The sequence below is a fragment of the Nitrospirillum amazonense genome (assembly GCF_029594735.1).
In the GTDB taxonomy this organism is placed as follows: domain Bacteria; phylum Pseudomonadota; class Alphaproteobacteria; order Azospirillales; family Azospirillaceae; genus Nitrospirillum; species Nitrospirillum amazonense.
In genome coordinates this window covers 1,866,804-1,883,999 of sequence record NZ_JARPAF010000002.1, presented here as the reverse complement: position 1 = coordinate 1,883,999, position 17,196 = coordinate 1,866,804, and the positions used below count along the sequence as shown (strand labels likewise).

Sequence of the window (17,196 nt, the reverse complement as noted above, 5' to 3'; positions counted from 1 at the left end):
ATACGCCCGGTATTCGCCAGGCGATGATTTGTATTCGCGACCTCACTATTGACTTGGGATCGGTAAATCGGAATTCTGATGATTAGATAACGGTGATCGAAAATCCCGATGAGGCGCCATGCTGGACCCCCTTCACCTGCGTACATTTGTCGCAATCACCGAGGTGAAGAGCTTTTCGGAGGCGGGGCGCCAGCTGGGCCTGTCGCAATCCAGCGTCAGTGAGCATGTGAAGCGACTGGAACAGTTCGCCGGCCAGCGCTTGTTCCAGCGCGACACCCATTCCAACGCCCTGACCGAGCATGGCCGCGCCATGCTGGAGTTCGCCCGTTCCATCCTGGAGGTGAACGAGCGGGCGAGGCGCCATTTCACCCAGTCGACCAAGCGCCAGCTGTTCCGTTTCGGCGCCTGCGAGGATCTGGCCATGGGCTGGGTGCGCGACATCATCCGCTGCTTCATGGTCGGCCATCCCGAGGTGGATTTGGACTTCACCATCGCCCTCAGCCGCACGCTGACGGAGATGTTCGACGACGGCGCCCTGGACATGGTGCTGTGCAAGCGCTGGCCGGACGGTGATCGGGGGGAACTGGTGTTCCGCGACCAGGTGGTGTGGGCCTCGGCCACGGCGGCGCCGGTGTTCCGCCATGACGAGGCGCAACTGGTGCTGTACCCGCCGCCCAGCATCACCCGTTTCATGGCCCTGACGGCGCTGGAGCGGTCGGCCGTGCCCTGGCGCATCGCCTGCACCAGCGGCGACTTGAACGGCCTGGCGGCGGCCACGTCCATGGGGGTGGGCATGATGGCCCATTCCAGCCGCTTGCTGCCGGCCGGCGTGCAGGCCTGTGCGCCCGATCCCCGCCTGCCGTCCCTGGGCGCCCTGGAGTTCGTCATCCTGGAAAGGAAGGCGCGCGACCGCCGCTTCCTGACGGAAATGTCCGATGCCATCCGTGCCAAAGCGGCTGCGGAGATGGCGCTGCCACCGGCGGCGTGACGGGCGGTTTTTCTCCGGTCCGCTCGCGCATTGGTTGACATGAACAAAATAGGAACATACGATGCTTTTCCATCAACCGGGAGAGCGGGCATGGATGGTTGGCAACGTCGGTACCGCCTGAGCAACGGCCCGGGTGGCCTGGGCGTCAGTTGCACGGCGGAAGGTCTCGCCCTGGCCGGTGTGCCCCTGCTGGCCAAGGGCGCCGGCGGCTTCCAGGCCCGCCCGGTGGCGGAGGTGTCGGTTCTCCTGAAGCGTGCCTGTGCCGGCATCGGGCCGCACGCCGCCGTGCTGCCCAGTTTGGTTAAGATCGCCGACGCGCTGAACCGGGGCGACCTGGTTCAGGCCATGATCCGTGCGGTGCACTTGCGCCTGCCGGAACTGGACTGGGATGCCGCCGTTCGCCTTGCCCGGGCCAATGACAATCTGGCGAAGTACAGCCCCGACCAACCCCGCGACTGGCATGGGCGCTGGGCGGACGGCGAGGGTGGGGAGCGGGAGGCGGGTGGGCCGGTCGAGGCAAAGCCAGCCGCGTCGAGCGGGCGGGAAGCGGCAACCAAGCCGAAGAAGAGGGACGCGGACATTCCCAAAGCACAGGCGCTTCCGCCTGTTTCGACCGCGTCCGATTTCGCCATTCCAGCGAACCCGTATCACGCCCCGCCGGTGTTCAGATTCGCCGATGACATTGAGCAGGCGAACAATTCGCTTTGGCAGGAAAGCTTGGCGCCTCTGTCACAGCCAAATGCGCCGCGGTGTTTAGAAACAGGCGAAAAGGTCAGGGAGCACGGCGCCACTGTGGTGGCCCGGCAAGATGGAGCACTGGAATTTCAGAACAAGGACGGGAAGGGTGTCACTTGTCGGGATTTCAGGCCAGACCTTCAGGTCAAGGACCCGACACATTACAGCCTTCTCGGAACAACCCATACCCACCCGTATGACGATGGAAGGGTGGGGGTATCATTCAGCGGCGGCGATACGCAGGTTCTTCTCGACAACCCGATCAATTTCTCCCTTGTTCAAAGTGGCGACAAACAGTTCATGTTCCTAAAAACAAAACAGACGCGCCGATCTGATAGTTATGAAAATGTGATAAAATATCAAGATGACAGAGTAAAATATTTGATGAATGAGCTTGGATATCCTAGTGATACAGCCAATAGGATAGCGAATGTTGAGGCTGCCAAAAACTATGGTCTTGCTTATTATGAGGGTGATCATGGCGTCTTGCGCCGCATCTATCCGGAAGTCCGCTAAAGCAGCCTTGTGGTCTGCTATCATGGCCCTGCCCCTTATCTGCCAGCCAACGGGCGGCGCGTCGGCAGGTGGCGGTGGGCCAAGCTGCAGCGCTGACGGGGACGCACATCGGGGAGATGATCCCACCATTCCCACGATAGATCCGGCCCAGTTTAAGCGGATCATGCAGTACTGGAGTTGGGCTAGAATGTCGTTCGGGCACCAAGACTATCGTCGGGCCAATCAGGATCTGTTGAGGGCGTTAGGTGCGCTAGGGACGTGCGATCCAAGGGAAATGAGCATGAACGATATGCTCTCTCATGTCATGGAGATGGATGACGTCGAAATAGCGGGGGATTATGAGACGGCGGCCAGATCGCGCATGGCCATACTTGGATACTATTTTCAGATTTGCATGGATCTGTATCTTGTGCGTGACGTCAATAAATCTGACTAGGAAGCCCTTATTCGGATCACTTTTTCAATCACCCACGGCTCGTTCTTTGGTCATGTGCGTGTGACTTGAGCCAATGGCGTGCCTAGCTGGGACGGCGGCCAGGTTTCTCCAGCCGCCGCCCGTCCAGCCTCAGCCTTTCATCGCCGCGATGTGCTGGTCGACGATGCGTTCCAGCAGGGTCAGGGGCACGTTGCCTGACAGCACCAGGGCGTCGTCGAAACGCTTCAGGTCGAAGCGCTGGCCCAGCGCACCCTCGGCCTTCTTGCGCAGCATGTTGATCTGGTTGTGGCCCATCTTGTAGCCGCAGGCCTGGCCCGGCATGGCGCAGTAGCGGTTCAGCTCGCTACGCAGCTGGGCCACCGGCATGCCGGTGTTGGCGTGGAACCAGTCCAACGCTTGCTGGAAGCCCCAGCGCTTGGCGTGAATGCCGGTGTCCACCACCAGGCGGCAGGCGCGGAAGCCGATGGACTGCAGGAAGCCCAGCTTGCCCAGCGGGTCGCCGTCATAGGCGCCCAGCTCGTTGCCCAGCTGCTCGGCGTACAGCGCCCAGCCCTCGGAATAGGCGTTGAAGGCCAAGTGGGTGCGGATCAGGGGCAGCTGGTTGGCGTACTCGCCCTGCCAGATGTGGCCGGGAATGCCCTCGTGATAGCACAGCGTGGGCAGGGAGTAGCGCGGCCAGATGCCCGTGTCCTTGAGGTTGATGTAATAGTAGCCGGGCACGCTGCCGTCGATGCTGCCGGCCGAGGCGTAGCCGTTGGGCGCGCCGTCCTGGATGGCGGGCGGCACCCGGCGGATGACCAGATTGCCCTTCACCAGGGTGGCGAAGGCGCGGGGCAGGCGGGTGCGGATGTCGGCGATGCGGCCGTTCAGGTATTCCAGCAGCTTGGCGCGGCCGGCATCGTCGTTGGTGAACAGCAGGTCCGGGCGTTTGCTCAGCGCCGTCATGCGCTCCCCCACCGTGCCCTGGCTCAGGCCCTGGGCCTTCAGCAGGGTATCCATCTCCGCCTGGATCTGGGCGATCTGCTCGCGCCCCTGGGCGTGCATCTCCTCCGCCGTGCGGGTGGTGGTGGTGCCGGCCTTCAGCGCCCAGGCGTAATACTCCTCGCCCTGCGGCCGCTGCCACACCCCGGGCTCCGCCACCGCCACGGCGCGCTGGGCCTTCAACGCGGCGATCTGCTTGTCCAGGGCCGGCGCCACCTTGGTGGCGCACAGCGCCTCCACCTCCTTGGCGTAGCGCTCCGGCAGCCTGGCCTTGGCGGCGCGCTGCCGCAGCGATTCCACCAAGCCCCATTGGGCGATGGGTTCGGCCCGCGCCGGCACCATTTGCCCCAGCATGATGTCCAGCACGAAGTCCGGTGCCACCATGCCCACGCCACGGTCATGGTCCAGGCGCTCGGCCTCCGCCGCCAGTTCGCCGGCATAGGCCTCCACCCGCGCCAGATAGGCGTCGGCATCGGCGGCGGTTTCCACCGCGTGCTGGGTGTCGAGGAAGGTGGGGATGTCGACATAGGCGCCGCCCAGCGGCGTCACCGAATAGGGCGTGTTGCGGAAGCTGTTCTGGCCGGACAGCGTGCCCACATCGCCGAAGGGGAAACGCCAGCCTTCGATGGCGGTGCGGAAGGCCTCCTCCGTCACGTCCACGTTCAGGGCCTGGGGGGCGGACAGGGCGCCGCGGTCCACCGCCTGTAGGGTCTTCAGCGTCTCGCTGGCCCAGGCGGCGCGGGCGCGGTCGGCGGCGGCGGAGCGGTCGGTCAGGCGGCCGTGCAGGGCCGCGCGCCCGTCCTTGTCGATGCCCAGCGCCGTGGCGTTTTCCGGATATTCCGCCAGCAGCCGCTCGGCAATGTCGGCCAGCAGCTTTTCCGCGGCCGCGTCGCCCGGTGCCGGGGTGGCCTCCGCGGCCCAGACGGGGAAGGGCAGGGCCAGGCTGGTGGCCACGGCCGAGGCGCCCGCCAGCAACGCGCGGCGGCTGATATCCGACATGTCTCGCTCCCGATATTGTATGCAACTGCCTGATCCGCTTGTACCCGGCCCCGGGGCGGGGCGCGAGGGGGAAATCGCCCGGCGCGGGGGGCGTGCCGGCGGATGACCTGTCTCATGGCGGGCGGACGGCTTAACCGCTAAACAGGAAGGTGGCGGACGGCGTGGGGACGGGGGCAGGCTTGCATCCTTGGCAGGAATTGACGCGCGACAGCGGGCTCACCTTGCACGGCCCGTTGGCCATGGCGATGGACGTGGCCGCGCTTCAGGCGGACTTCGCCACCTTGGACCGGGATTTGCCGGCCGAGGCGCGCGGCAGTTTCGGGGGCACCAACGGTTGGACATCCGTGCCGCTGCTGGACCGGCGCCTGGATGGGGCGCCGGTGGCGATGCCGGCATTGGCCTTGATGCCGTCCGTCGCTGCACTCCTGGCGCGCGCGGACTGGCGGGTGCGGGGCTGCTACCTGCTGCGGCAGGGGCCGGGGGAGATCCTGAAATGGCATTACGATGGCCAAGCCCTGCACTTGGAAGAGGCTCGCATCCTCATTCCCATCGCCGTCCCGCCCGCTGCCGTCACCTGGATTGGACATCAGGCGGCCGCCTATCCCCCCGGGCAGGCCTGGGCGGGTGACTTTTCCATCCCCCATCAGGTCGAGAACCCAGCGCCCGAACAGCGCGTCGTCCTGGCCCTGGACGTCGACGCCACCCCGGCCCTGGCGCACCTGTTCCCGCCGGCGCTGTCGGCCGAACCGCTCCGCCGCATCCAGCTGGCGCAGAAATGCTGCAACCTGGTGCGGGCTTGGCGGACCGGCGGCCAGGAATAATGGCGGCACCCCCCGCAACCGTGTGGACGCGGGCCGCGAGGGAATGCTAGACGATGGGCCTCCCGGTGTCTGAGGGCCCGGGCCGTCGGTGGAACCGGATGGAAAAATCTCTCGCTTCGGCTGAGGGGCGTTCGGTAAGCCATTGGCGAAGAAGACGGATGGGTGGCCGAGTGGTTTAAGGCAGCGGTCTTGAAAACCGCCGTGGGGCAACTCACCGTGGGTTCGAATCCCACCCCATCCGCCATCCCTTCCACACCCGGTCTTGAAATCGCGCTTTGCCATCCTTAGGGTTGTGGCCAGTGCAAACCAGCTGGATGGTGCTTCATGGATTCCCGCCCGAACACGACGAGCCTTCGTTCCGTTTTCGGGGATATCCATCATGCCTGCCACCATCACGCTTGCCGATCTCAGCTGGGCCACGCCTGACGGGCGCCCGCTTTTCTCCCATCTCTCCCTCAGTTTCGGGGCCCAGCGCACCGGCCTTGTCGGGCGCAACGGCGTGGGCAAGTCCACGCTGTTGGCGCTGATTGCCGGGGCGGTGCCGCCGCAGGCTGGTGCCGTGACCGTGTCGGGCACCCTGGGCGTGTTGCGCCAGGGCGCGCACCTGCGGGCCGACGAGACCGTGGCTGATCTGTTCGGCGTGGCCGATGGCTTGGCGCTGCTGCGGCGGGCGGAGCAGGGGGTGGCCGGCGTGGAGGAGTTGGCGGAGGCCGACTGGACCCTGGAGACCCGGCTGGACGCGGCGCTGGCGCGCCTGGGCCTGAACGTAGGGCCACACACACCGTTGGCGATCTTGTCAGGCGGGCAGCGCACCCGGGTGGCGCTGGCGGCCCTGGTGTTCGCCGAGCCGGACTTCCTGCTGCTGGACGAACCCACCAACAACCTAGACGCGGAGGGGCGCGCCGCCGTGGCGGCGTTGCTGGCCGGGTGGAAGGCTGGCGCCATCGTCGTCAGCCATGACCGCGACCTGCTTGAACGCATGGATGCCATTGTCGAGCTGACCTCCCTGGGCGCCACCCGCTATGGCGGGGGCTGGAGCCGTTACCGCGCCCTGAAGGCCCAGGAACTGGCGGCGGCCCGGCATGACCTGGATGAGGCGCAGAAACGCGTGGCCGACGCCGCCCGGCGGGCGCAGGAGGCGTTGGAGCGCCAGGCGCGGCGCGATGGCGCTGGCCGGCGCAAGGCGGACAAGGGCGACATGCCGCGCCTGCTGCTGGGCATGCGTCAGGACAACGCCGAACGCAGCGCCGGGGCGGGTGCCCGCCTGGCCGATGCCCGTGGCGCCGAGGCGGCGGATGCCGCCACAGCCGCCCGCGCCCGTATCGAGGTGCTGCAGCCCCTGTCGATCACGCTGGCCTCCACCCGCCTTCCGGCCCAGAAGGTGGTGCTGGCGTTGGAGGGGGTGACGGCGGGCTATGAGACCGGGCGCCCCATCCTGGATGGCCTGTCCCTGATGCTGACCGGGCCGGAGCGCGTGGCCATCGTGGGGCCCAACGGCTCGGGCAAGAGCACCCTGCTGGCAGTGCTGATCGGCTGCCTGGCCCCCTGGTCCGGAGCCGTGCGCACCCACACCGCCCTGGCCCTGCTGGACCAGCGGGTCAGCCTGCTGGAACCGGCCACGTCCATCCTGGAAAACTTCCGCCGCCTGAACCCTGGGGCCACCGAGAACACCTGCCGTGCCGCCCTGGCCCGGTTCCGTTTCCGGGCTGATGCCGCCTTGCAAGGGGTAGCCAGCCTCAGCGGCGGCGAGTTGATGCGTGCCGGTCTCGCCTGCGTGCTCGGGGGCGAGGTGCCGCCACCCTTGTTGATTCTGGATGAGCCCACCAATCACCTGGACATCGACGCCATCGAGGTGGTGGAAGCCGGCCTGCGCGCTTATGACGGCGCCCTGCTGGTGGTCAGCCATGATCCGGCCTTCCTGGAGGCCATCGGCATCAGTCGACGGGTGGCTTTGGGCGCTTCAGAAACTGGATGAGAGGCATGAAAAATATCGCTATATAACAATGATCTATGAAGATTTTCTAATATTTTTGATGAAGGGGTGTTGTGATGATGCTTGGGTAGGACACCCCTGAGGCAGAAGCTCAGGGGCCCATTCCGAAAAGCTGAATACCGGCTGCGTAACAGGTGTGGCAGGGCATCGGGCAGCCGTGCGGTGGAGGCCTTTTTCTAGAGTGGAAACAAAAGGTTGTTTGGGGAGGCTTAGGGCGCACCGCCAATGCGACTAGGGAATGCGACGAAGTCGTCGTATTTTCCCCAAGGCACGGCGACGTGCCCATTCTGATGCCGCTCGCAAGGCGGCCGTAAGCGTTCAACGTCAACCAACGCACCGACCGCCCCGACCGGGCGGGCGCGTGCGTTGCCTTGCACGCGCCGCCGGCCGGGACAAAAGCCCGGAGCATTCCCATGGCATCCATTTCATCGCGTGATCCGTCGCCTGATCCGGCGCAGCGGCGCCTGCCGCTGCTGATGGCCGTCCTCTTCCTGTCCTACCTCTGTGTCGCCATCCCCCTTCCGGCCGTGCCCGTCTATGTCACCGGGCAGTTGGGGTTGAACAATGCCTGGGCTGGCCTCGGCACCGGCATGACCTTTCTCACCGCCATCCTCAGCCGGGGGCCGGCGGGCGGCCTGTCCGACCGGCGGGGCGCCAAGGCGGCCGTGGTGCGCGGCCTGGTCCTCTACGGGGTGGGCGGCCTGGTGTCCCTGGGCGCGGGCCTGCTGCAGCACAGGCCGGTGGCGGCCTTCCTGACCCTGTTGGCCGGCCGTGTTCTACTGGGCCTGGGGGAAAGTTTCGCCGGGGTCGGTGTCGTCGCCTGGGGGATCGGCATCACCGGTCCACAGCGCACGGGCAAGGTCCTGTCCCTTGTCGGTGCCGCCATCTACGGCGCATTGGCCGTGGGCGGGCCCATCGGCCTGGCGCTGCTGGACCATGCCGGCTTCGCCGGCGCCATGGCGGTGAGCGCCGTGTTGCCCTGCCTGGGGCTGCTGGCGATCTGGCCCCTGGCCGGCATCGCCCCGCATCCCCAGGCCGCCTGCCCGTCCTTCCTGGGTGTCATGGGTCGTATCTGGCTGCACGGGCTGATCGTCTGCCTGCAGGGCATCGGCTTCGCCGCTATCGGCGCCTTTTTCGCCCTCTATTTTCTGAACCGGATGTGGGACCACGCCGGCCTGGGCCTCACGGCGTTCGGCGGCGGCTTCGTCCTGATGCGGGTGGCGTTTGGCCACCTGCCGGACCGCATCGGCGGATTGCTGGTGGCCACCGGCTCGCTGGCCGTCGAGGCCGCGGGCCAGGTCCTGGTGTGGAGCGCGCACGATCCCATCCCCGCGCTGGCCGGCGCTTTCATGACCGGCCTGGGCTGCTCCATGATCTTCCCGTCCATGGGGCGGGAGGTGGTGCACCTGGTGCCCCCGCACCTGCGCGGCACGACCTTGGGCGGCTTCACCGCCTTCCAGGATCTGGCCTATGGCCTGACGGGCCCCCTGGTCGGTTTCCTGGCCGACCGCGCCGGCTATGGCAGCGTCTTCCTGGTGGGCGGGGCCGCGGCGGGGCTGGGTGTCGCCCTGTCGCTTTACCTGCGGCGGGCGCGGGTGGCCGGGACGGCGTGATCAAGACCGCATCAGCGATTGGATGCGCTGGGCGTCCTCTTCCGTGGCGGGGTTGTAGACCGTCATGGTGAGGTCTGTCCGGCCGTCCACCGCGAAGGCCGTGTATTCGAAGGCCAGGGGGCCGATGACGGGATGGCGGATGTGCTTCACCGCCTCATGCGGCGCGCTGACAACCCCGTTCTCACGCCACAGGGTGGCGAACTCTGGGCTGAGGCGGCACAACTCTTCCACCAGCGGCGCCACCTCGGCGGCGGCCCCCGCCCGCGCGGCGTCGATGCGGAAGGCGCCCAGGACGAAACGCGCCACGCTTTCCCAATCGTACTGCACGGCGCGGGCGCGCGGGTCCAGGAAAAGGATGCGCAGGATGTTGCGCCGCTCCGGCGGCAGCGCGCCGTAATCCGTCAGCATGACGGTGGCCGCCCGGTTCCAGGCCACCACGTCCCAGGTGGCCGTGCGGATCAGGGCGGGGCTGGGGTCCAGCGCATCCAGCACGCGTTGCAGGCGGGGCGTCACGCTGTCGTTCCGGCGGTAACGCACCTCGGGCGGGCGGCCCAGGCCCAGCAGGAACAGATGCTCCCGCTCCGCCTCCGTCAGCATCAGGGCGCGGGCGATGCGGTCCAGCACATCGGCGGAAGGGGCGCCGCCCCGGCCCTGTTCCAGCCACGTGTACCAGGTGGGGCTGATGTTGGCGCGCTGCGCCACCTCCTCCCGGCGCAGGCCGGCGGTGCGCCGCCGCTCCGCCGGAAAGCCCAAGGCGGCGGGGTCCAGCTTGGTGCGCCGGTCGCGCAGGTAGTCACCCAGCTTGTTGCCACCCGGACTGTCGGCGGTTAGCGGCTCGCTCATCCTGTTAGCCATCTTACTATGATAAGGTCACTACTTTACCAGGATAGGCCAGGCGTCGAGAGTTGTCTTCAGCGAAACTTGGAGACTACGCAGATGCGTGTATTCGTGACGGGCGCCACGGGCTGGGTCGGCGCCGCCGTGGTGGCCGACCTGATCGCGGCGGGGCACCAGGTGCTGGGCCTGTGCCGCTCGACCGACAAGGCAACCGCCTTGGCCGCGGCCGGTGCCGAGGTTCACTACGGCAGCCTGCAAGACCTGGAAAGTCTGAAGCGCGGCGCCGAACGGGCCGATGGCGTCATCCACCTGGCCTTCAACCACGACTTCACCAACTTCGCGCAGAATGGCGCGGACGAGCGGCGCGCCATCGCTGCCATCGGTGAGGTGCTGGTGGGTAGCGGCCGGCCACTGGTCGTCGCCTCGGGTGTCGCCCTGCTGGCGCCGGGGACCCTGGCCACGGAGCAGACCCCAACCCGGCCGGAGTCCGAGGCCTTCCCCCGCAATCCGGAGGCGGCCGCGGCCGCGCTGAGGGCCAGCGGCGTGCAGGTGACCGCCGTACGGCTGGCCCCCTCGGTTCATGGACACGGCGATCATGGATTTGTTCCGCGCCTGATCCAGCTGGCGCGCGAAAAAGGTGTCTCCCCCTATATCGGCGATGGCCTGAATCGCTGGCCGGCCGTGCACCGCGTCGACGCGGCCCGCGTTTTCCGCCTGGCGCTGGAGCGCGGGGCCGAGGGCGGCCCGTTCCATGCCATCGCGGAAGAGGGCGTGCCGTTCAGGGACATCGCGGCGGTCATCGGCCGGCGGCTGGACGTTCCCGTCGTTTCCCAGACGGCGGAGGAGGCGGCTCAGCACTTCGGCTGGTTCACCCGTTTCGCCGCCATCGACTGCCCGGCCGCCAGCGCCCACACCCGTGCCCTGCTGGGCTGGGCGCCGACTCAGCCCGGCCTGCTGGCCGATCTCGACCATCCCGCCTATTTCACCGTTTAAGATAAGGATATTCGGACCATGCGTGTGTTTGTGACGGGTGCCACCGGCAACATCGGTTCTGCCGTGGTGAAGGATCTGATCGCGGCCGGCCACCAGGCGCTGGGTCTCTGCCGGTCGGAGGAGAAGGCTGCGGGCCTGGCCGCCGCCGGTGCCGAGGTGCTGCGCGGATCGCTGGAGGATGAGGACAGCCTGATGAACGGCGCTGCCCAGTGCGACGGCGTCATCCATCTGGCCTTCAACCATGACTTCTCTCGCTTCGTCGCCAACTGCGAGGATGACCGCCGGGTGATCCGGGCCCTGGGTTCGGCCCTGGCCGGATCCGCCCGCCCCCTGGTCATCACTTCCGGCACCCCCATCGCCAACACGGTGCCGGGTGAGCCGGCGAAGGAGGGCAACGCCATCGTCGGCTCGAACGTCCACCCCCGCGCTGCGTCGGAGGAAGCGGCCGCCGCCCTGGCGGCGGAGGGGATCAACGTGTCGGTGGTGCGCCTGCCGCAGGTGCACGACCCGGTGACGCAGGGTCTGATCACTCCCCTCATCGGCATGTTCCGACAGAAGGGGGAATGCGTGTATGTCGGTGATGGCCTGAACCGCTGGCCGTCCGCCTACGTGCTGGACGTTGCCCGGTTGTACCGGCTGGTGGTGGGGCGGGCCGAGCCCAACGCGAAGTACCACGCGGTGGCGGAGGAGGGCGTGGCGATCCGCGATATCGTGTCGGCCATCGGCCGCCGGTTGGATCTGCCGGTCAAGTCCATTTCCCAGGAGGAGGCGCCGGCCCATTTCGGCTGGCTGTCCATGTTCGCCGGCCTCGACATGCCGGCCTCCAGCGCCTGGACGCGCGAGGTGCTGGGCTGGCACCCCACCGGGCCCGGACTGATCAGCGACCTGGAGCGGCTGGAATTGCCCGGTCACTGACGCGGATAGGGCGGCGCAGGGGGGAGGTCCGTTCCCGCCCCTACGCCGCCTGTTTCAATCTGGGAAGCAGGCCCAGCCGGATCAGGCTTTCGGCGGTTGCGACGATGGCTTCCTCAGCGGGGCGGGGCGCCCAGCCCAGCAGTCGTATCGCCTTTTCACTGGTGGCGTTCAGGTTGACGCCCAGCAGGGTGACCGCGCCCTTCATCACCGGATTTTTCAGGCTGATCAGGCGGACCAGCCAGTTGGGCAGCACCCGCGTCGGCACCTTGGCGGCGGCGGCCCCCAGGCGACGCCGCAGCACCCTGGCGATATCGATCATCCACAGGCTTTCACCGGATATCGCCAGGAAGCGCTCGCCGTTGGCGGCGGGATGGGTCATGGCGCGCAGGTGCAGGTCCGCCACGTCCCGCACGTCGACGATCCCGCAATTGAGCTTCGGGCACCCCGGCTGCCCGTTCATCATGTTCCGGATCAGGCCGATGGAGTGGGAATAGTCGGCGCCCAGCACGGGGCCGAGGACGGCGGTTGGGTTCACCGCCGACAGCTCCAGCCCGCGCCCCTCCCGCGCGATGAAATCCCAGGCAGCCCGTTCGGCCAGGGTCTTCGACTTCTGGTAGGGCCAGACGGTGCCCGTCAGGTCGCTCCAATCCGTCTCGTTGAACGGCCGGCCCATGGCCTTGTGCCCGGCGCAGATGGCGCCGAAGGCTGAGGTCAGCACCACCCGCCTGACCCCGGCGTCCCGTGCGGCGCGCAGGACCCGCAAATTGCCCTCGACGGCCGGCCTGACCCAATCGTCCTCGCTGACCTGCTCACCCGTCGGCGTGGGCGAGGCGCCGTGCAGGACGTAAGCGCAGCCGGCGGCGGCCTCCGCCCAGCCGTCATCGGCGGTGAGATCGGCGGCGACGAAGGTCAGGCGGTCGCCCGCCTCGACCCCGCCGACCTTGAGGTGCGCGCGCACCTCGGCCTCCCGCGACAGGGAGCGGACGGTGGTCCGTACGCGGTATCCGGCCGACAGCGCCGCCAGGATGCAGTGCTGGGCGATAAAACCCGTGCCGCCGGTCACGAGGATCAGTTGGTCATTCATGTCGATTTCCGAGAGGGCCTGATGATGAGGGCGGTGATTTAACGACGCCCAGCCAACGGGCGCCCTCCGTCTTCCCCCACAAGGTAGGGGGCAGCATCCGGACTGTGAATGCTTGAAAGTACGCAATGCTTTCGCAATAGTTCGGAAATGAACGTCGACCCTTTCTCCGACATCCTTAAACTCACGAACGCGGAATCGCTGGTGACCGGCGGCTTCACGGGCGGCGGCGCATGGGCCATCCGGTTCCCGGCCCCGGACAAGATCAAGTTCTTCGCCGTGGTGAAGGGCCGTTGCTGGGTACGTATCGAGGGCGAGGCGGCGCCGGTTCATTTCGAGACCGGCGACGTGGGCCTGCTGTCGGCCAAACGGTCCTTCGTGCTGGCCAGTGACCTGGACGTCGCGCCTGTCGATGCCATGAGCCTGTTTTCCCGCACCGACAGGACGACGCCGGTGACGGTGGGTGAGGGCGATGATTTCGCCCATATCGGCGGCCATGTCCTGCTCGACCCGGCCAGCGGGCGGCTGCTGGCGGATGTCCTGCCGCCGTGGATTCACGTGCCGGCGGCCTCACCGCAGGCGACGGCCTTCCGCTGGCTGCTGGACCACTTGGTGGCGGAGCGGCGCGCCGACCTGCCGGGCACGCAACTGGTGACGGCGCAACTGGCCCAGTTGCTGTTCATCCAGATTTTGCGGGCCCATCTCAAGACGTCCGGGCCCATGCCGGCCGGATGGTTGCGCGCGCTGGGCGACCCCCGCCTGGCGCCCGCCCTCCGGCTGATGCATGGTGAGCCCGCCCGCGCCTGGCATCTCGATGAGCTCGCCAAGGCTTGCGCCATGTCGCGGACGACGTTCGCGCTGCATTTCAGGACGGTGGCGGGCGTGGCGCCGCTGACCTATCTCACCGAATGGCGCATGCGCCTGGCCGAACGCGCGTTGCGCGAGGGGGCCGCCCCCGTGGCGACGATCGGGCAGTCGCTGGGCTACAGCTCCGAAAGCGCCTTCAGCACCGCCTTCAAGCGCGTGACCGGCGCATCGCCCAAGGCCTACCGGGATGCCGTCCGCATTCCGGCTTAAACGGGGTCACGTGGGGTGCTCGTGCTCCTCGGGGGCGCTGAAGCTGAAGCCGCCGCCCCCACCGCTGCCGCCCATCCCCATCCCCATGCCCATCCCCATGCCGCCGCCGTTCTTGTCGCCGGTCTTGTCACCCTGGCGGTCGTCCTTGTTCTTGCCGCCGTTGCCGGAGGGGCGGGCCGGGCCCTGCATGGGGACGTCGAGGCCAGGAGGAATGGGGTCCAGGTCCAGGGCCTGGCGGATGAAGGCGCGCAGGGAGACGACCAGTTCCTGGGTATGGACCAGATGGCCGGCCACCAGTTCCCGTGCCGCGCGCTCCGCCAGACGCACATGCTCTTGCGTGCCCAGCAGCAGGATGTCGGCCAGGGCGGCCTCCACCGCGTCGCGGATGCGCCGCGCCCGGTCCGACCCGCCGGCGTTCTCCGGCGTCAGGTCCAGTACGGCGGCCGCCTTGTCGCCGTCCGCCGGCACCCGTACCGGCGGGGGCGGCCGCAGGTCGCGCAGATGGGCCGGATTCACCGAGAGATCGCCGGTGAAGGACCCGCCCAGGGTGCGATAGGCGGCGATCAGGGTGCGCAGCCGCTCATTGATCTGGCGGTTCATGCGCTCCCGCCGCTGTTGAACGGTGGACATCACCACCAGCCGGATGCCCACGCCGATCAGGGTGACCAGCGCCAGGCCCAGCAGTGTGACGACGACGTTCTGCCAGGAGCTGAAGTCGATATTGCGCAGCGACGCCTCCCCGGTTGCCAGCTCTCTGTTGCCGCCCCCCTGTCAGAAGCGGATTGGTGGCGGGGATGTTCCTGACCCGTCAGCCAGCAATCCCTATTCGGGGCATTTGTTGCTGGCCGGCGTGATGGTCAGGCGGATGCCGCCCGCCATAAGGTCCGGCAAGACATGGGGTGTCGGGGTGATCTGGCCATTTTTCAATGCATCGCGCATGGATCGGCAACCAGGGGCGAGCATGAGATTGCCGGTGAGATGCCAGGTACCGGCCTCGTCCGGTTGATACAGTAGGGCGTCGCTGTACCCGTTCTCCTGCATGATCACAGCCTCAGGCAGATCCGGTTGCAGCCTGACCAGGAAGGCATTGCAGGATTCGGCATCCCCACGGGCGCACCCGTTGCCGTCGCGGACGTGCCCGCTTGCCATATAGGCGCTGATGAAGCCCGCAGGCAAGGTACGGCCCGCCGGATAGACGGTTACATACTGAAGCAGCTCCATTGCCGTCGACGGCCGGTCGCCGTGGGCGGCGTAGCGGTCCGTCCTGATCTGCACGGCTGCTGCGGCGGAGTGCAGGGATTCCCGCTGCTCGTCGCTCCAGCGGCTGTCGGTCGCGGTGCGCAAGGATTCCACCGCCGCCTGGCCCCAACGGGCACCGTCGAAGCGTAAGGCGACCAGATCCAGCTTCTCAGGGGGCAGGGTGCCTGCCCGCAGGCGGGCCATCTGGTCGGCCACCATCAGCCGGGCGGGATCGGCGACAGGCGTCAGCAGGGCCAGCAGCAGGATCAGTACCAAATGGGCGGAGACATGGTTGGTGATCTCCAGCAAACGCAGCCACTGGGCCCCGCGCGGATTGGGCGCGCGCACCACGGCGAGGACGTAGCCGGCGGTATAGACGGCCAGGGCCAGGATAAGGGCCGCCGCCACCACGCGCTGCACGCTCCAGCCGTATTGTCCGACCCGTAAGCCCAGCGCCCAGGCGGCCAGCGCCACCAGGGGCAGAAGCGCGAGCGCTCCCACGGTGCCGGCCCAGCGCTTGGCGGCGATGGCGGTGCGCTCCACCGCACCATCCTGGTAGCAGCAGTTGATCAGGAAGATCAGCAGTATCGCCGCCATGATGAGCAGGCGGGTGGCGAAATGGGTCTGCCACAGCGGCTGCAGGGACAGGAAGGGCAGACTGCCCAGGAAACCCACGACGATAACCGCCAGCAGCGGCAGCAACCAAGAGAATAGGGTGAGCGCCAGGGCGCGGGCATCCCGGATCAGGGCGGGCTGCACGTCGGTGATGTGCACGGCGCCCGCGATGGCCAAGGTGGTGGCGGGGATGGCGAACCAGTCGTGTTGGATCAGCCGTTCGAAGAAGGTGATCTTCAGCAGATTGAACAGGCCGGCGCCGAGATAAAGCACACCCCAGAACACAGCCACGAAGACCACGGTCAGGGCCGCCTGTACCCCTTGCTTCCAGGCCGTGTCAAAATGGCGCGGATAGCTGGGACGCCAACGCCGCTCGATGATGGCGTCCACCACCAGCGTGTGGGCGATAAACAGGCCGCCGGCCACGTATATCAAATCGAATTGGCTTCCGAGCAGCAGGGACATACCTATCGCGGGCAGGGAGCTTTGCAAGCGCGCTGCGGCATGATAGCCGAGGCCGGCGACGATCACGGTCGCGACCAGGATCCAAAGCGCCAGCGGCCGCCGGGTGATCTGGCCCGCCCCCAGCAGGATCAGCAGGGGGACCAGGGAGAACACCATCAGCAGGGGCGTGAACAGGTCGGGCACGGTCGCGGGCCAGGTCGCCGGCTTGGTCGCCGCCTCCGCCAGCAGGTAAAGGCCCGCGGCCTGGACCAGGGCCACCACCAGGCGGATCAGGAAAACGTTTGGGACGCGGTCCGCCGTCTGTGCGGTCGCCGCCATTGTGCCGTCCGTCGCCATGTCCACCCCATCGCCTCGTCGTTGCCGCAGCTTAAGCGGCCTTTTGTGCAGAAGCGATGCAGGGTTTAGGGATTTTCCCCCGGAAAGCGTACCACGGTGTCCTCCGGTGCCAGCGGGGTGCCGTCATGGGCCTGGGGTTCCAGGCGGCGCAGGGGCAGGCCGGCGCGCTTGTCCACCAGGCGCACATGGGGCTCATCGGCCCTGAAGAAATGATCCTCGCCCCATTGGCGCAGGGCCACCAGCACGGGGAACAGGCCGCGCCCCTTGGCCGTCAGCACATAGTCCTGATGCCTGCCGCCGTCGGCAGCCGGCACCGCCTGCAGGATGCCATGGTCCACCAGGGTGCGCAGGCGGGCGGCCAGGATGTTCTTGGCCAGGCCCAGGCTCTTCTGGAACTCCCCGAAGCGGCGCAGGCCGTCGAAGGCGTCGCGGATGATCAGCAGCGACCAGCCGTCGCCGATGGCGTCCAGCGGCCGGGCGACGCCGCATAGCGAGTCCTGGTGGCTGGTACGCTTGACCATGGCGGTTTTCCCTCCTGCCGATGATGGTTCGGATA

Annotated in this window: 14 protein-coding genes and 1 tRNA gene; 9 read left to right on the top strand and 6 right to left on the bottom strand. The window is 67.6% G+C overall.

All coding sequences use genetic code 11. From position 1 onward, the window contains the following. The first annotated feature begins 118 nt into the window (after positions 1-118). Both P5F91_RS14655 and P5F91_RS14650 read left to right on the top strand, forming a co-directional pair. Entirely contained in the window at positions 119-988 is an 870-nt protein-coding gene (locus P5F91_RS14655) for a LysR family transcriptional regulator (protein WP_145609260.1), read from the top strand. A gap of 90 nt (positions 989-1,078) precedes the next feature. After that, positions 1,079-2,239 (top strand): hypothetical protein, encoded by a 1,161-nt coding sequence (locus tag P5F91_RS14650; protein WP_277907504.1) that lies wholly within the window; start codon positions 1,079-1,081, stop codon positions 2,237-2,239. 565 nt (positions 2,240-2,804) lie between these two features. Here P5F91_RS14650 and P5F91_RS14645 read toward each other — a convergent pair. Then, the gene (locus tag P5F91_RS14645) at positions 2,805-4,655 is read right to left on the bottom strand and encodes a DUF885 domain-containing protein (RefSeq protein ID WP_277907503.1); all 1,851 of its coding nucleotides are present in this window, start codon (positions 4,653-4,655) and stop codon (positions 2,805-2,807) included. Positions 4,656-4,834: 179 nt separating this feature from the next. On the opposite strand from P5F91_RS14645, the gene P5F91_RS14640 reads away from it, so the two are divergent. The 4 genes from P5F91_RS14640 (at position 4,835) to P5F91_RS14625 (ending at position 9,082) form a co-directional block, all read left to right on the top strand. Next, positions 4,835-5,476 carry an aspartyl/asparaginyl beta-hydroxylase domain-containing protein gene (locus tag P5F91_RS14640; protein WP_145609263.1) on the top strand — a complete coding sequence of 214 codons (642 nt, stop codon included), beginning with the start codon at positions 4,835-4,837 and terminating at the stop codon, positions 5,474-5,476. A gap of 156 nt (positions 5,477-5,632) precedes the next feature. Continuing rightward, positions 5,633-5,720 (top strand) — tRNA-Ser (locus P5F91_RS14635). A gap of 135 nt (positions 5,721-5,855) precedes the next feature. After that, positions 5,856-7,451 carry an ABC-F family ATP-binding cassette domain-containing protein gene (locus tag P5F91_RS14630; protein ID WP_145609264.1) on the top strand — a complete coding sequence of 532 codons (1,596 nt, stop codon included), beginning with the start codon at positions 5,856-5,858 and terminating at the stop codon, positions 7,449-7,451. Positions 7,452-7,882: 431 nt separating this feature from the next. After that, positions 7,883-9,082 (top strand): MFS transporter, encoded by a 1,200-nt coding sequence (locus P5F91_RS14625; RefSeq protein WP_145609265.1) that lies wholly within the window; start codon positions 7,883-7,885, stop codon positions 9,080-9,082. Here P5F91_RS14625 and P5F91_RS14620 read toward each other — a convergent pair whose 3' ends face one another. Next, positions 9,083-9,925: a helix-turn-helix transcriptional regulator gene (locus tag P5F91_RS14620; protein ID WP_277907502.1), complete on the bottom strand. Its 843-nt coding sequence runs from the start codon at positions 9,923-9,925 to the stop codon at positions 9,083-9,085. A 93-nt stretch (positions 9,926-10,018) separates the two neighbouring features. Here P5F91_RS14620 and P5F91_RS14615 point away from each other — a divergent pair, with 93 nt between their 5' ends. Beyond that, entirely contained in the window at positions 10,019-10,912 is an 894-nt protein-coding gene (locus P5F91_RS14615) for an SDR family oxidoreductase (protein ID WP_145609267.1), read from the top strand. Positions 10,913-10,930: 18 nt separating this feature from the next. Beyond that, on the top strand, positions 10,931-11,827 hold the full coding sequence (locus tag P5F91_RS14610; protein ID WP_277907501.1) for an SDR family oxidoreductase: 897 nt from the start codon (positions 10,931-10,933) through the stop codon (positions 11,825-11,827). Positions 11,828-11,867: 40 nt separating this feature from the next. Here the strand turns inward: P5F91_RS14610 and P5F91_RS14605 are convergent, their stop codons facing one another. Then, positions 11,868-12,911, bottom strand: coding sequence for an SDR family oxidoreductase (locus tag P5F91_RS14605; protein WP_277907500.1), 1,044 nt, complete (start codon positions 12,909-12,911; stop codon positions 11,868-11,870). Positions 12,912-13,058: 147 nt separating this feature from the next. On the opposite strand from P5F91_RS14605, the gene P5F91_RS14600 reads away from it, so the two are divergent. Continuing rightward, positions 13,059-13,985: an AraC family transcriptional regulator gene (locus P5F91_RS14600; RefSeq protein WP_277907499.1), complete on the top strand. Its 927-nt coding sequence runs from the start codon at positions 13,059-13,061 to the stop codon at positions 13,983-13,985. Positions 13,986-13,991: 6 nt separating this feature from the next. On the opposite strand, the gene P5F91_RS14595 is transcribed toward P5F91_RS14600, so the two are convergent. The 3 genes from P5F91_RS14595 to P5F91_RS14585 form a co-directional block, all read right to left on the bottom strand. Continuing rightward, on the bottom strand, positions 13,992-14,615 hold the full coding sequence (locus tag P5F91_RS14595) for a hypothetical protein (RefSeq protein ID WP_422394466.1): 624 nt from the start codon (positions 14,613-14,615) through the stop codon (positions 13,992-13,994). Positions 14,616-14,807: 192 nt separating this feature from the next. Then, positions 14,808-16,622 carry a DUF4153 domain-containing protein gene (locus P5F91_RS14590; protein WP_277907498.1) on the bottom strand — a complete coding sequence of 605 codons (1,815 nt, stop codon included), beginning with the start codon at positions 16,620-16,622 and terminating at the stop codon, positions 14,808-14,810. Positions 16,623-16,705: 83 nt separating this feature from the next. Then, on the bottom strand, positions 16,706-17,161 hold the full coding sequence (locus P5F91_RS14585) for a winged helix-turn-helix transcriptional regulator (protein WP_145609273.1): 456 nt from the start codon (positions 17,159-17,161) through the stop codon (positions 16,706-16,708). Between the last annotated feature and the right edge of the window lie 35 nt (positions 17,162-17,196).

What these genes read in the sequence shown, in the direction of transcription:
- P5F91_RS14655 (WP_145609260.1), top strand. Translation starts at nt 119, where the DNA reads ATGCTGGACCCCCTTCACCTGCGTACATTTGTCGCAATCACCGAGGTG.
- P5F91_RS14650 (WP_277907504.1), top strand. Translation starts at nt 1,079, where the DNA reads ATGGATGGTTGGCAACGTCGGTACCGCCTGAGCAACGGCCCGGGTGGC.
- P5F91_RS14645 (WP_277907503.1), bottom strand. Translation starts at nt 4,655, where the DNA reads ATGTCGGATATCAGCCGCCGCGCGTTGCTGGCGGGCGCCTCGGCCGTG.
- P5F91_RS14630 (WP_145609264.1), top strand. Translation starts at nt 5,856, where the DNA reads ATGCCTGCCACCATCACGCTTGCCGATCTCAGCTGGGCCACGCCTGAC.
- P5F91_RS14625 (WP_145609265.1), top strand. Translation starts at nt 7,883, where the DNA reads ATGGCATCCATTTCATCGCGTGATCCGTCGCCTGATCCGGCGCAGCGG.
- P5F91_RS14620 (WP_277907502.1), bottom strand. Translation starts at nt 9,925, where the DNA reads ATGAGCGAGCCGCTAACCGCCGACAGTCCGGGTGGCAACAAGCTGGGT.
- P5F91_RS14615 (WP_145609267.1), top strand. Translation starts at nt 10,019, where the DNA reads ATGCGTGTATTCGTGACGGGCGCCACGGGCTGGGTCGGCGCCGCCGTG.
- P5F91_RS14610 (WP_277907501.1), top strand. Translation starts at nt 10,931, where the DNA reads ATGCGTGTGTTTGTGACGGGTGCCACCGGCAACATCGGTTCTGCCGTG.
- P5F91_RS14605 (WP_277907500.1), bottom strand. Translation starts at nt 12,911, where the DNA reads ATGAATGACCAACTGATCCTCGTGACCGGCGGCACGGGTTTTATCGCC.
- P5F91_RS14600 (WP_277907499.1), top strand. Translation starts at nt 13,059, where the DNA reads ATGAACGTCGACCCTTTCTCCGACATCCTTAAACTCACGAACGCGGAA.
- P5F91_RS14595 (WP_422394466.1), bottom strand. Translation starts at nt 14,615, where the DNA reads ATGTCCACCGTTCAACAGCGGCGGGAGCGCATGAACCGCCAGATCAAT.
- P5F91_RS14590 (WP_277907498.1), bottom strand. Translation starts at nt 16,622, where the DNA reads ATGGCGGCGACCGCACAGACGGCGGACCGCGTCCCAAACGTTTTCCTG.
- P5F91_RS14585 (WP_145609273.1), bottom strand. Translation starts at nt 17,161, where the DNA reads ATGGTCAAGCGTACCAGCCACCAGGACTCGCTATGCGGCGTCGCCCGG.